The organism is Rhodococcus sp. NPDC078407 (assembly GCF_044542515.1).
GTDB lineage: Bacteria > Actinomycetota > Actinomycetes > Mycobacteriales > Mycobacteriaceae > Rhodococcoides.
In genome coordinates, this window is sequence record NZ_JBITUQ010000007.1 from 42,981 (window position 1) to 57,166 (window position 14,186).

At 65.0% G+C, this 14,186-nt stretch carries 12 protein-coding genes; 2 read left to right on the forward strand and 10 right to left on the reverse strand.

Features of this window, described 5'->3' with window-relative positions:
* Nucleotides 1–66: 66 nt before the first annotated feature.
* Complete coding sequence (locus ACIGGF_RS09660; protein WP_397521142.1) at nucleotides 67–828, reverse strand: acyltransferase; 762 nt, start codon at nucleotides 826–828, stop codon at nucleotides 67–69.
* Between the two features lie 6 nt (nucleotides 829–834).
* The gene (locus tag ACIGGF_RS09665; RefSeq protein WP_397521143.1) at nucleotides 835–963 is read right to left on the reverse strand and encodes a hypothetical protein; all 129 of its coding nucleotides are present in this window, start codon (nucleotides 961–963) and stop codon (nucleotides 835–837) included.
* Between the two features lie 12 nt (nucleotides 964–975).
* Between ACIGGF_RS09665 and ACIGGF_RS09670 the strand changes: the two genes are divergently transcribed.
* A complete protein-coding gene (locus ACIGGF_RS09670; protein WP_397521144.1) occupies nucleotides 976–2,298 on the forward strand; it encodes a PQQ-binding-like beta-propeller repeat protein in 1,323 nt (440 codons plus the stop codon).
* Here the strand turns inward: ACIGGF_RS09670 and ACIGGF_RS09675 are convergent.
* Genes ACIGGF_RS09675 through ACIGGF_RS09695 form a run of 5 tightly spaced genes read right to left on the reverse strand, consistent with a single transcriptional unit; the run spans nucleotide 2,286 to nucleotide 7,123 of the window.
* Entirely contained in the window at nucleotides 2,286–3,458 is a 1,173-nt protein-coding gene (locus tag ACIGGF_RS09675; RefSeq protein ID WP_397521145.1) for a class I SAM-dependent methyltransferase, read from the reverse strand. The two genes, ACIGGF_RS09670 and ACIGGF_RS09675, sit on opposite strands and share 13 nt — an antisense overlap.
* Nucleotides 3,459–3,498: 40 nt before the next feature.
* Nucleotides 3,499–4,551 carry a class I SAM-dependent methyltransferase gene (locus ACIGGF_RS09680; RefSeq protein ID WP_397521146.1) on the reverse strand — a complete coding sequence of 351 codons (1,053 nt, stop codon included), beginning with the start codon at nucleotides 4,549–4,551 and terminating at the stop codon, nucleotides 3,499–3,501.
* A 58-nt stretch (nucleotides 4,552–4,609) separates the two neighbouring features.
* The gene (locus ACIGGF_RS09685) at nucleotides 4,610–5,389 is read right to left on the reverse strand and encodes an enoyl-CoA hydratase/isomerase family protein (protein ID WP_397521147.1); all 780 of its coding nucleotides are present in this window, start codon (nucleotides 5,387–5,389) and stop codon (nucleotides 4,610–4,612) included.
* Nucleotides 5,390–5,415: 26 nt separating this feature from the next.
* Nucleotides 5,416–6,231, reverse strand: coding sequence for an NUDIX hydrolase (locus ACIGGF_RS09690; RefSeq protein WP_397521148.1), 816 nt, complete (start codon nucleotides 6,229–6,231; stop codon nucleotides 5,416–5,418).
* 49 nt (nucleotides 6,232–6,280) lie between these two features.
* Nucleotides 6,281–7,123 (reverse strand): ABC transporter ATP-binding protein, encoded by an 843-nt coding sequence (locus ACIGGF_RS09695; RefSeq protein ID WP_397521149.1) that lies wholly within the window; start codon nucleotides 7,121–7,123, stop codon nucleotides 6,281–6,283.
* Between the two features lie 31 nt (nucleotides 7,124–7,154).
* Here ACIGGF_RS09695 and glgX point away from each other — a divergent pair, with 31 nt between their 5' ends.
* A complete protein-coding gene (gene glgX, locus ACIGGF_RS09700; protein ID WP_397521150.1) occupies nucleotides 7,155–9,320 on the forward strand; it encodes a glycogen debranching protein GlgX in 2,166 nt (721 codons plus the stop codon).
* A gap of 659 nt (nucleotides 9,321–9,979) precedes the next feature.
* Here the strand turns inward: glgX and ACIGGF_RS09705 are convergent.
* The 3 genes from ACIGGF_RS09705 to ctaD form a co-directional block, all read right to left on the reverse strand.
* Entirely contained in the window at nucleotides 9,980–10,819 is an 840-nt protein-coding gene (locus tag ACIGGF_RS09705; protein WP_397521151.1) for a peptidyl-tRNA hydrolase, read from the reverse strand.
* Nucleotides 10,816–12,042, reverse strand: coding sequence for a phosphoserine phosphatase SerB (gene serB, locus ACIGGF_RS09710; protein ID WP_397521152.1), 1,227 nt, complete (start codon nucleotides 12,040–12,042; stop codon nucleotides 10,816–10,818). The genes ACIGGF_RS09705 and serB overlap by 4 nt, the downstream gene beginning before the upstream one ends.
* Nucleotides 12,043–12,187: 145 nt before the next feature.
* Nucleotides 12,188–13,978 carry a cytochrome c oxidase subunit I gene (ctaD, locus tag ACIGGF_RS09715; RefSeq protein ID WP_397521153.1) on the reverse strand — a complete coding sequence of 597 codons (1,791 nt, stop codon included), beginning with the start codon at nucleotides 13,976–13,978 and terminating at the stop codon, nucleotides 12,188–12,190.
* Nucleotides 13,979–14,186 lie beyond the last annotated feature (208 nt).

A 14,186-nucleotide genomic window follows, 5' to 3' on the forward strand; every position in this document is an offset into this window, starting at 1 on the left:
CATGTGAGTGGAACCTCGTAGTCCACTACGTGTTCAGTCCACTACGAGGTTCCACTCAATTGGGTTTCAGCTCTCCCGCGCGGCCTCGGCCTGACCGAGCGCCTTCTTGCGGGCTATGTCTTCCAGCGCCGCAATGTATTTCGCCCGTTCGGCGGCCCCTGCCTCCCAAGCGTCCTTACGGTTGCGGACGACCTTGGCGGGGGCACCGACGGCGATGCTGTAATCCGGGATCTCGCCCTTGACCACGGCGTGTGCGCCGAGGACGCAGCCACGCCCGATCCGAGTCTCGCGCAGGATGGTCACCTTGGCCGCGATCCAGGTGTCCGGTCCGATCCGCACCGGCCCCTTGACGATTCCCTGATCCTTGATCGGCATGTTCACATCGTCCATCCGATGATCGAAATCGCAGATGTAGCACCAGTCGGCCACCAGCGTCGACGCGCCGATCTCGATATCGAGATAGGTGTTGACGACGTTGTCCTTGCCGAACACGACCTTGTCACCGATGCGCAGCGAACCCTCGTGGCAACGAATGGCATTGCCGTCGCCGATATGCACCCACCGGCCGATCTCGAGACGCGAGAGCTCAGGGGTGGAGTGGATCTCGACGTTCTTGCCGAGAAACACCATGCCTCGCAGGATCACGTGTGGATTGGCCAGCTTGAACTTCGCCAGTCGGTAGTACCGCACCAGATACCAGGGCGTGTAGGCCTTGTTCGTCAGTACCCAGTCGAGGGACGCACGGGTGAGAAAACGCGCCTGACCGGTTTCGCGTCGCCTCGACCCGCGCCAGCGTGTCCGCAGCGGCGCGTTCCACATACTCGTCATGGACGTTCACCCTAGTTTCTCTTTCGCCCGCTCTCCGTCGGCACCCGTCGGCGGGCTAGGGTTGCCTGTCGACTGTTGCTCGTCGGCGCAGGAGAACAGGACGCCCGGCACCGCGTCGGGCACGAGAGAACTCATGGGGAGCGATCGATGCGCGGCGTCAGTGCCCACGGCAGGACCGGCAGGAAGGTGACTGCGTTCGCTGCTGCGGTCGCGCTGGTGGCGTCGGCCGGCTGCAGTTCCGACACCACCGCCATCGACCCACTCTCCCCCGACTCCTGGCCTGCCGCACATGCGAACGCGCACAACAGTGGTTCGACTGCGGTGTCGGTGGACTCGCCCGTCACGTTGGACTGGAACAGGCCGATCGGGGGCACCGTGAGCTCCCCGGTGTCCATCGGCTCGACGGGTCAGATGTTCGTCACCGCCACCACCGAATCCGGGTGCAACCTCTTCTCCTTCGAGATCGACTCCGCTCGCAAGCGCTGGTGCAATCGTGTCGGGCCCTCGGTCGTGACCGCGACGCCCACCGTCGACTCTGCGATCAACGCCTACATCGGTGACGACGGCGGCATGAACTCGTACAACGATCACGGGCAATTACGTTGGCGAACACCGGTGTACGGGGTGCCGAAGTCTGCTCAGTTCCTCGGTGACGGCAGCCTGCTCTCGGTCACCCAGATGGGTCAGATCAGCGTGCTGGACACCCAGACCGGGCAGCTTCGGGTGCCCATCCTCGACCTCGTTCCGACGCCGAACTTTCTCACCGATCCGAACTCCGACTTCGAGCCGGTCGACACTGGCCTCGCCGAGTGCAGCACCGGAGGGTCGGGGTGCCTCGTGTCCGCGGCACCTGCGGTCGACGCCGAGACCGGAGCAATCTATCTCACACTCTGGCGTCCGGGTTCCATTGCGCCGCAGATAGTTTCGCTGCAGTACACCCCCGACGGCTCCCCTGGACTGGTCGAACGCTGGTCCTCGGAACTGCTGCCCGCAGGAGTGGCGTCGTCTCCGGTGCTGTCCGAGGACGGTTCGACACTGTACGTGGCCGACGTCGACGGCAGACTGATGGCTTTCGACACCACCGACGGACGACAGAAGTGGACCGAGGGCACAGGACTCGGCATCGGAGGCAGTCCGTCCATCGCCTCGGACGGAACCATCGTCCCGTCCGGCGGCGACGGCACGCTGATGGGCTTGCGAGACAACGGGGACTCGGCCGAGCGCGTGTGGGTTCGTGACGACGTCGAACAAGCCGGAGCAGCAGCACAATCCGCTGACGGACGCGGCCATACCGTCGTCCGGGACGGCGACGACGTCGCACTGATCACGTTCGACGCAGCCACGGGCGACACCGTGGATTCGCAGTCCGTGCCCGACGTCATCGGCTCCACCGTGGGCACATCGATCGGGCCGGACGGCCAGGTCGTCACCGCGAGCTATCTGGGCGAGATCTTCACCTACACCGGCTGATCGGTTGTCCCGGGCGCACAGACGAAGCACACTGCGGATCGACCGATGCGCGTGATAACCACCGAGAGTGCGACGCTTCCGCGCAGCTTGAGCTTGGGTCGTAGTATCGCGGGATCCACGTCGACACCGCGCACGAGAATCTCGACCGATCCACAGTCCATCCGCTCCAGCAGCTGCCGGAGAACTTTCTCGGAAAACTTGGACTGCTCCAGGATTCGAAAGCCGCGCACACCCGCAGGCACCGTGTTGCCGGTCAGGTACGCGATCCTCGGATCCAGTTGCCACAGGCCGTATCTGGCACCGTAATGGCGAACCAACCCGGCCCGGACCACCGCCCCGTCGGGATCGACGAGGAATTCGCCCGGCGGCTCGACCGGGATGTCGTCGGACTCGGCGTCGGTGAACTCCACCACGGCACCGTCGGATCGCAGAACCGCAGCGCGACGCCGAATTCCCCTCTCGCTGAGCCCTTCGGACCACAGGCACGCCTCGCGCACTCCGCCGTCCAACGACACCACCTCGATCTCGCCGGGCCAATCGACAGCATCGAAATCGAGGCCGGGAGCACATTTGACGATCAAGTCGCGGCCGCGATAGGCGTCGAACAGGTCGGGTAGCGGAGGTTGCAACGCGGCTGGATCGTGGCGTCGCCGCCCGCCGGCTCGGCGGCCGGGATCGGCCACGACGACGGTGTCCCGCGTCGTCGGCGTCACTGCGTCGGCCCTGAAAACAGTGGCACCGGGAACATTGTGCGCGGCCATCCGCAGCCGGATCGGGTCGAGATCACTGCCGACCACCAACTCCGCCGATTCGACCAACACGGCCAGTTCGCCGCCGATGGAACACGTGACATCGTGCACTCGACGGCCGACCAGTCGCGTCGCGCGTCTGCGGGCCACGAGCGTCGGAGTGGCCTGCTGGACGGCATCGTTCGTCACCAGCCAACGATCCGCGTCCGACAGTTTCACTCGAGCCTTGCGACGTACCGTGACGGTTTCGATCAGGGCGCTCGCGTGGTCGGGAAAACGACTGCGTACCTCGGTGATGTCGCGTACCGACGAGCGGGCACTGAGCTCGAGATCGCCCACCGCAGACAGAGCTCCGGCACCGCCCTCGCTCTGCAAGAAGTCGAGGTCGGTGCCGGTGAACTCGTAGCCCACTAGCGGACTCGAGCGTCGAGACTGCGGGGGTGCGAGCCACTCAAGCGCGGGGTGCGGGTTTGGTGCCGGTGATCATCACGTTGTAGAACAGCCCGCGCGGAACCACGTGCTGCAGCACGTTCTCGTCTACCCAACTCAGTGTCTTCCAGCCGCCGAAGGCGAACTTCGCCCAATTCCAGCCGAGCTTGCCGGACGGGACTGCGGCCTCGAACGTCCGCACCGGCCACCCGAGCAGAGCGGCGGCGAACTCCTCGGTGTTCGCCTGGACGCGCTCGGCACCGGCAGACAGCGCAATGCTCTCCAGGTCGGCGGGATCGAACGTGTGCAGGTCGACGACGGCCTCGAGCGCAGCTGCTCGCGAGGACTCGTCGAGCTCCTCCTGTGGTTTGCGCCAACTCTCCAGGAACGGCAACTTGGTCACACGCGTGGTCGTTTCCCACGTGATCCGGCCGAGCCAACGAGCGTAGAAGTTGCCGACGGTGGTGGGTTCGCCTGCGAAGACGAATCGCCCACCGGGCTTGAGTACTCGAAGCACCTCACGCAGCGATTGTTCGACGTCCGGAATGTGGTGAAGCACAGCGTGTCCGACGACCAGGTCGAACGTGTCGTCGTCGTAGGGAATGGTCTCTGCATCGGCAACGCGGCCGTCCACATCCAGACCCAGATGCCCGGCATTGCGCAGAGCGACCTTCACCATCCCTGGAGACAGGTCGGTGACGGATCCCTTGTCGGCGATGCCTGCTTGCATCAGGTTGAGGAGGAAGAAGCCGGTTCCGCAACCCAGCTCCAAGGCGCGACCGTACGGCAGATCGGACTGCGCCGAGGCGTCGCCGGAGACGGCCTGATCGAACCTGCCGCGGGCGTAGTCGATGCAGCGCTCGTCGTACGAGATGGACCACTTGTCGTCGTAGGTCTCGGCTTCCCAGTCGTGGTAGAGCACCTGCGCCAGTTTGGTGTCCGATCTCGCTGCCTCGACCTGTTCGGCGGTGGCGTGCGGGTTCGGGGCGGGATCGACGGTCCGGTCGTCTGCCTCGGCCGAGGCCGTCTCATCGGAGATCGATAGATTCACACCGTCGTGGGGGCTTGCAGTCATCAGGCGAGCCTACTATCCGGTAGCTGTGAAACAACTCCGTCGGTCGACGGGGACGTCGTCACCGTCCGGTGAAAGTGGCTTTGCCCGGGCCATCGGCCACGAAGGACTCCATTCCGATCGTGCGATCGTCGGTGGCGAACAGAGCCGCGAACTGCTGCGCCTCGATACGAAGTCCGTTGGTGAGATCCACGTCGAGCCCCTGATCGATCGACGCCTTCGCCGCGGCCAGTGCCCGCGATGCGCCCGTCGTGAACTGCAGTGCCCACGCCCGGGCAGCGTTGTAGACCTCGTCCGGGGCGACCACCTCGTCCACCAGACCGATTCGCAGGGCCTCCTCCGCTCCGACGAAGCGACCGGTGAAGACCATGTCCTTGGCCCGGCTCGGACCGATCAACCGCGCCAGTCGCTGGGTTCCGCCGCCGCCGGGAATGACACCGAGCAGCACTTCGGGGACTCCGAACTTGGCGTTGTCTCCGGCAATTCGACGATCGGCACCGAGAGCGACTTCGAGTCCGCCGCCGAGTGCGTATCCGGTCACAGCAGCCACGACCGGTTTGGGGATGGTGCTCAACGAACCCAGAGCGGACTGCAGGTCGCCGGCGATCTCTGCCATCTCCGCTGCCGACAGGGCCTTCATTTCCTTGATGTCCGCACCGGCTGCGAACACCTTCTCGCCGCCGTAGACGATGACGGCCTTGACGTCGGTACTCACGGTCGCTTCTCGCGCGGCCGAGCGAATCTCTTCCTGCATCTGTCGATCGAGTACGTTCATCGGCGGTCGGTCCAGGCGGATGGTGCTGATACCGTCGGATATCTCGAGATTCACGAACTCAGCCATGGGCCGAAAGGCTACTCGGCAGCAGTTCAGCGATCGGCCCAGGGATGTCGCGCGCCGGCGTAATACGCATCGTCGCCGTCGAACAGCACACGGACAGCGCCTTCCTCGCGAACGAGCATCGGCAGGACCGAGACCAGGGTGCGCTCGTGATCGACGACGTCGGCAACGGTGTCGAATCGTGACAGTGCATCCAACTGGCTCCACGTGGGCGGCAGCAGGACTGTGTCTCCCCGTCGCCAATCCGCCAACGCATCACCGGTCGAACGCCAACTCGACGACGCTGCCTCGCTGGTTTCCCCATCGGCGTTCTGGCCTTCCGGGAGCACCGCGACGAAGAACCGCGTGTCGTAACGGCGTGCTTCGCCTACCGGGGTGATCCAGTGGGACCACGGCCTGAGCAAGTCCGAGCGCAATACCAGATCGTGTTCGGTGAGAAAGTCGGCGAACGAGAGTTCGCGACGCTCGAGCCGACCACGTTCGGCTGCGAACGGGGCAGTGTCGGCAACGATGGAATTCGCTGCCGACCCGGCCAGCAACACTCCGCACTCCTCGAACGTCTCCCGCGCCGCAGCGCACACCAGCGCCTGCGCCTTACCCTCATCGGTACCGAGACGTCCCGCCCACCACGAAGGCGGAGGACCTGCCCACCTCACGTCGGCAGCGGCGTCGGAGGGGTCGACACCGCCCCCGGGAAATACCGTCATCCCGCCCGCGAACGCCATCCCGCCGACACGTTCGAGCAGGAACACCTCAATCTCGGGACGTGCACGCCCATCACGAATCAAGATGACCGTCGATGCATCGCGCGCTGGGACGGGGTCGGCAGGACTGTTCGAGCTCATCTCGGCAACGTACCGCCGATCGGCGCGCCGAGAGCGACGTGGTCCGACGCTAGCGCCGGTGTGCCCCGGCAGGGCGGGTGCGGCGGGCGAAGAATCGGCCGTCGACCCGGTCCAGTGCAATCGACTGACTGAACGCCTCGGTGAGATTCTCGGCCGTGATGACGTCGTCCACCAGGCCCTGAGCCACGACTCCGCCTTCTTTGAGCAGCAAGGCGTGACTGAACCCCGGTGGGATCTCTTCCACGTGGTGAGTGATGAGCACCGTGGCCGGAGAATCCGGATCGGCGGCGATGTCTGCCAGACGCGCCACCAGCTCCTCGCGACCCCCGAGGTCGAGCCCCGCAGCAGGCTCGTCGAGCAGCAACAGTTCAGGATCGGTCATCAAGGCCCGCGCGATGAGAACTCGCTTGCGTTCGCCCTCCGAGAGGGTCCCGTACGTACGGCTGGCGAGGTGTTCTGCGCCGAGACTCTCGAGCATCTCCACAGCACGTTCGGTGTCGACCGCGTCGTACTTCTCGCGCCAGCGCCCCAATACGGAGTACCCAGCGGAGACCACGAGATCGGACACGAGTTCGTCGGCAGGGATGCGATGGGCCAACGATGACGACGACAAACCGATTCGCGGCCGCAGTTCGGCGACGTCCGCCTTGCCCATGACTTCACCGAGAACGTGAGCGACACCGGAGGTCGGATGGATCTCGGCCGCCGCAATGCGCAGCAGCGACGTCTTTCCGGCACCGTTAGGACCCAGGACGACCCACCGTTCGTCGAGTTCCACCTTCCAGGTGACGGGGCCCACCAAGGTCACACCACCACGGCGGACGACGACATCGGTGAAATCTACGAGCAGGTCGGGATCCGGTTCAGACACGGGGCTTATCTTCCCGCACATCGGCCCCGCATTCACGGCAGGATATGCACGCGTGTCGCCCAATCACGATCTCCCTGACAGAGCATCTCGGACAGATGCCGAGCTATCCGGCTCCTTCCCGCCCGGATCACCGTTCCCCCTCGGTGCCACGGCCGCGGCGACTGGTACTCGATTTGCAGTCCACGCACCCGAGGCAGACGGCGTCGAGGTGTGTCTGATCGATCCGGACGGCGGCGAGCGGAGAGTAGAACTGACCACCCGCACCTTCGGGGTTCGGCATGGAGTGGTCCCCGGTGTCCGGCCCGGGGACAGATACGGCTTCCGTGCGCACGGGCGCTGGGATCCGCATTCGGGACGGCGATTCAACGGTGCCAAGATTCTGCTCGACCCTTCTGCCCGACAGGTGAGCGGAGGATTCGGAGACCCGTCTGCACTGTTGGCCTACGAGGACGATCCGTTCGGGGCACCCAGTTCTCGTGATTCGCTCGGACATCTCCCCCTTGCAGTAGTTCGCGCACCACTCGCTCGTACGGACCGACCTGCGCGCCCGGCCGTTCCGTGGGACCGCACCGTCCTCTACGAGCTGCACGTGGGTTCGTTCACTGCCCGCAATCCTGCTGTGCCCCAGCATCTTCGCGGCACGTATCTGGGACTCGCCCAACCTGCGGTGCTCGAACACCTCGCTCGTATCGGCATCACCTCGGTCGAATTGCTGCCCGTCCACACCACCTTCACCGAACCCGGTGTGCGTGCCCGCGGAATGCGGAACCACTGGGGCTACTCGACCGGCGCGTACTTCGCGCCCGATCCGCGGTTCGCCGCTGTTCCCGGCAACGAGGTGGACGAGTTCCGCACCATGGTGGATGCGTTGCACGATGCGGGGATCGAGGTGATCCTCGACGTCGTCTACAACCACACGTGCGAATCCTCGGTCGACGGGCCGTCCATCAGTTGGCGTGGGCTCGACGCGCCGGGTTACTACCTCCTCGACGGTCGTGGATCGGACGTCGACCTCACCGGCTGCGGTAACACACTCGACTCGGCGTCGCCTGCCGTCGTGCGCATGGTGTGCGACAGTCTTCGCTACTGGGTGGACGAGATGGGTGTCGACGGGTTCCGATTCGACCTCGCCAGCACGCTCGGACGACCCGGCGGTTGGCGATTCGATTCGCGCGCACCGTTGTTGACCGCCATCGCAGTGGATCCCGTTCTGGCGCAGGTCAAGCTCATCGCGGAGCCGTGGGATGCCACCGGTGCCGGTTACCAAGTCGGAAATTTCGGAGTGTCGTGGTCGGAGTGGAACGATCGCTACCGCGACACCGTTCGACAGTTCTGGGCGGGCCGCCACGGTGTGCGCGAACTGGCCTCACGTCTGGCCGGTTCCGAGGACCTGTTCGCCGGCAGCCGCAGACTGCCGTGGGCGTCGATCAACTTCGTCACCGCACACGACGGGTTCACCGTCCGCGATCTGGTGTCCTACGAACGAAAGCACAACGAGGCCAACGGCGAAGAGAACAGGGACGGCACCGACAACAACTCGTCGGTCAATCACGGAACCGAGGGGCCGACCGAGGATGCGGGCATTCTCGACGCCCGGGGCCGCCATGTTCGAGCGTTGCTGGCCACCCTCACGCTCTCGACCGGGACGCCCATGCTGCTGGCCGGCGACGAATTGGGCCACACGCAGGCCGGCAACAACAACGCGTACTGCATTCCGCAGGACACACCGGCTGCGGACGCGTGGGCCGTCGACTGGAACAGCGCCGACCAGAACATGATTCGCTTCGTGGGCCGCTTGCTACGAGTGCGTGCGAGCGCTCCGACGCTGCGACAGCAGGAGTTCTTCACCGGTCGCGCCACGCCGACCGGCCGGCCGGATCTGGTGTGGTTCGATTCTGCCGGAACAGAATTCGACAACGACCGCTGGAACGACGATTCGGTTCGAACGATTCAGGCCTGGGTCGACGGTTCCGACGTGCGTTCCTACGCGTCCGACGGCGGGCAGGTCGACGACGCCAGCTCGCTTCTGATTCTGCACTCGGGTGGGCCCGCCGAGATCACGCTGGCCTGCCCGAGCTGGTCGTCGTCGCAGTTCGTCCCGGTACTCGACTCCTCACGCGTCGACGGAGTCCCGCCGAATACCTCTGCATTGGAAGCAGGTTCGACGATATCGTTGACCGGGTCCACAGTGCTGGTGTTCCGCAGCGCAGGCAGATAGGTCATGAACAGCTGGACGAGCGGACCGACACCGAGTGCATAGAGCACCGTCCCCAGTCCGAGGGTTCCGCCGAGCAACCACCCGGTGATCACCACGGTCAGCTCGATGCCGGTACGGGTGAGACGAATGGACCACCCGGTTCTGGCCACCAGGCCCGTCATCAACCCGTCACGTGGACCCGGACCCATTCCGGCACCGATGTACAGGGCAGTGGCGAAGGCGTTCAGCACGATCCCCGACACCATCGCCAGCGATCGGATCAGCAGACCGTCGAGATGCGGAAGGACGGCCGATGTCGCGTCCACGGCCAGGGCTATCACCACGACGTTGCTCACGGTCCCCAGACCCGGCCGTTGCCGTAGCGGGATCCACATCAGCAACACGGCCACTCCGGTGATCGCGGTGATGGTCCCGAAGCTGAGCGAGACGCGGCTCTCGAGCCCCTGGTGGAAGACATCCCAAGGATTGACCCCCAGTCCGCCCGCGATCATCAATGACATCGATGCCCCGTACAGCCACAGCCCGACGTAGAGCGCTGCCAGCCGGGAAGGGAGATGCCGACCGGCAAGTGCCCGAAGTGGTGAGGTGAACATGGTTCCAGTCTCCGGCAGCACTGGATACGTTATGCATAGCCAGTTACGCGACAGTGGACCCCAGCCTCAGGGAACGGCAATCACCGTGACCGTGCCCGGAGCCACTTCGGTGAAGCCGGCGTCACGCACCGCGACGGCGCGTCCCGCACGCACCTCGTCCAGCGCCCGGGCCCACTGCTGCGAATCGGCCGACCGGACCGAGCACCGGTAGCCTGCCGACGCCCACTCACGGCATTGCTCCGCGCTCATCGCTCCGGCGAGCAACATCGAGGCGTGGCCCACCTGAGCGGCGGCCTTGCCCACCGTCATGGACAGCTCAGCGTCGACCCACAGCACCGGACCTGCCGCTGGGGACGGTGCATCGTCCGACGGCACATCGGTGCCACCGATCTGCAGGCGCTTGATACGCGGATCGAGATCCCCGACGCGACCGGGCACCAATGCTCGTGCCGACGCACCGCCGACCTCGACCGTGACTCCTGGGACGTCCTGCGCAGCACTCCACTGTGCTCCGCGCGCACGCCGGGCCACCTTGCGAATTCGCGCCGACGTCCATTCTGTGAAGCTCTCGTGCCACGAAGCACCTACACCCACTCGCGGGTCCAAGCACAGCGTCACCGTTGCCCGGGCCGCTGCCTCGAGCAACTCACTACGCACGGGAGGGTCTGCTTTGGGGATGTGCAGGATCAACGGCATGGCCAGTGCATCCGCTGGGTCCGGTGGGTCCTCGACTCCCCCGTACCCGCGGACGAGTTCGGCATGACGTGAATCGAACGTGTTCTCGGCCCAGAACTGTTCGGCGTCGTTCTCTCCCGTCGCCTCGTCGACCCCGGATGTGTCGACCTGGGATGTTCCGACCTCGGATGTGTCGATCTGCGAATCGCCGACAGGGACCTCACCGATCATGGGATCGGGACGCGACGGACTCCCCCGTCGACGGCATCAGCAGCTTCGATCTCGTGGCGGGTGACGCCCAGGATGAACAGCACCGCGTCCAAGTACGGGTGCGATATGGCGGTATCGGCTATTTCGCGCAAGGCGGGCTTGGCGTTGAAGGCGACGCCGAGACCGGCCGCAGTGAGCATGTCGATGTCGTTGGCTCCGTCGCCGACCGCCACCGTCTGTTCCATCGGAACTCCTGACTGCGCTGCGAATTCACGCAGTGCGGTCGCCTTCGCCGCTCGGTCGACCACTTCACCGATCACCCGGCCGGTGAGTTTGCCGTCGATGATTTCGAGCGTGTTCGCCTTGACGTAGTCCAATTCGAGTTCGTGGGCGAGACCTTCGATGACCTGACGAAAACCGCCGGAGACCACGCCACATGCGAATCCGAGTCGCCGAAGGGTCCGGATGGTAGTTCTCGCTCCCGCCGTCAGCTCGAGACTTTCACCGACTTCGTCGATGACAGATTCGTCGAGGCCGGCCAGTACGGCGACCCGCTGTTCGAGAGACTCCGCGAAATCGATCTCTCCGCGCATCGCTGCTTCGGTGACAGCCCTCACCTCGTCCTCGCGGCCGGCCCGTGCAGCCAGCATCTCGATGACCTCACCCTGGACCAGGGTCGAGTCGACATCGAACACGATCAGCCGTTTCGACCGCCGCGCGATGCCGGCCCTTTCCACTGCGACGTCCACACCGACACCCGCCGCGATGGCCGCGAGACCGGCACGAAGTGCTAGATCGGCGGTGGGAGTCGTGTCGGTTGCGGTCACCTGAAGTTCGAGCCCTGTGACGGGGTAGTCGGCAACTCCACGAATGGAGTCGATGTTCGCGCCTTGTCGGGCCAGTTCGCGTGAGATGGTGCTGAACGCACGCGCTGTCACGGGCCGTCCGAGGACGACGACGACATGGGTACCCAAACTTCGACCACCGCGCTGCGCAGCGCCGATCTCGACGTCCACGTGGACACCGACCGTGGCCATGGCGTCCTCGAGTTCCTCCTGCAAGGCTTCGGGATCGCGTGGACACGTCAACAGGACACCCAGGGTGAGCCTGCCGCGAATGACCACCTGTTCCACGTCGAGCAGGCTGACATCGTGCCGAGACAATGCCGCGAAGAGCACCGAGGTGACGCCCGGCTTGTCGGGGCCCGTCACCGTCACCAGCACTGCGGTGTCGTTCGACTTCACCGATTCTCCCTTTCACTCGGCCAGTGGCCGGATACGTCCTCGTGTCACCGTGCGCCGAGCGGGGCGAACCCGATCACGCCACGAGATTGTCGCAAGCGAAGAGCCCCACCCGGTAGCCGGGAGGGGCTCTCGCTGCTGCTGTGGACTACTTGGGGTCGCGGTCTCCGGACCCTTCGTGATCGCTGGTGGCGATCGGAGCCCGGCGGGCCTGTTCCATCACTGCAGTGGTCTTACCGCCGTGCGCACCCGGTCCGACGTGCGCCTCGGAACGCATCCGCTCGACCATGTGCGGATAGTGCAACTCGAATGCCGGACGCTCGGACCGGATACGAGGAAGCTCCGTGAAGTTGTGCCGCGGCGGCGGGCACGAGGTGGCCCATTCCAGCGAGTTGCCGTAGCCCCACGGATCGTCGACCGTGACGACCTCGCCGTAACGGTAGGACTTGAAGACGTTCCAGACGAACGGCAACGTGGACGCTCCGAGGATGAACGCACCGACCGTGGAGATGATGTTCAACTCGGTGAACCCATCGGACGGCAGGTAATCGGCGTAGCGACGCGGCATGCCCTCGTTACCCAGCCAGTGTTGGACCAGGAATGTCGCGTGGAAGCCGAAGAACGTCAGCCAGAAGTGCCACTTACCCAGAGCCTCGTCCATCATCCGGCCCGTCATCTTGGGGAACCAGAAGTAGATACCGGCGTACGTTGCGAACACCACCGTGCCGAACACCACGTAGTGGAAGTGCGCGACCACGAAGTAGGTATCGGTGACCTGGAAGTCGATCGGCGGCGACGCCAGCAGAACACCTGTCAGTCCACCGAACACGAAGGTGATCAGGAAGCCGATGGAGAACAACATGGGCGTTTCCAACGTCACCTGACCACGCCACATGGTGCCGACCCAGTTGAAGATCTTCACACCCGTGGGCACCGCGATCAGGAACGTCATGAACGAGAAGAACGGCAGCAGGACCGCGCCGGTGGCGTACATGTGGTGCGCCCACACGGCGATCGACAGTGCAGCGATGGCGATCGTCGCGTAGATCAGACCGGAGTAACCGAAGATCGGCTTGCGGGAGAAGACCGGGAACACCTCGGAGACGATTCCGAAGAACGGCAGCGCGATGATGTACACCTCGGGGTGACCGAAGAACCAGAACAGGTGCTGCCACAGCAGCACGCCGCCCGTGGCTGGATCGAACAGGTGCGCGCCCAGGTGGCGGTCGGCGGCCAGGCCCAGCAGCGCGGCGGTCAGCAGCGGGAAGGCCAGCAGGATCAGGATCGACGTGACCAGGATGTTCCAGGTGAAGATGGGCATCCGGAACATCGTCATGCCGGGGGCGCGCAGGCAGATCACCGTGGTGATCATGTTGACGCCGCCGAGGATGGTTCCGAGACCGGCGACAGCGAGACCCATGATCCACAGGTCGGCACCGACGCCGGGCGAGTGCAGAGCCGAGGTGAGCGGTGTGTACGCCGTCCAACCGAAGTCGGCTGCGCCGCCGGGGGTGATGAAGCCGGCCGTGGTGATCAGCGCACCGAACAGGTACAGCCAGTAGGAGAACGCGTTCAGTCGCGGGAACGCCACGTCGGGCGCGCCGATCTGCAGCGGGAGAATGTAGTTGGCGAAGCCGAACACGATCGGCGTTGCGTACAGCAGCAACATGATCGTGCCGTGCATCGTGAACAACTGGTTGTACTGCTCGTTGGACAGGAACTGCAGCCCCGGTACGGCCAACTCGGCGCGCATCAACAGCGCCATCAGTCCGCCGACGAGGAAGAATGCGAACGACGTCGCGATGTACATGATCCCGAGAACCTTGGGATCGGTTGTGGTCACCGCCTTGTGGATGAACGAACCCTTCGGTCCCATCCGCGGCGGGAAAGGCCGAGCAGCATCCACCGCGGGAGCGGGCCTAGGCGCTAGGGCAGTCACAGATCCTCCTGATTGCGCGTCCGACCCCGAACCACAGGGCGACGTCATCTAGTCGTGCGCTACTCGAATCGTAGACCGTCGGACCGACGCGTGCCGAACCGGTCCTACCGTGTGTCGTATTCGATTCGATGGACGGAGCCCGGATCATGCGATCCGCCTGCGCTGTGGGCCTTTCCGACGCTGCGGACGTCCGCTGTTTCGTGCGGTC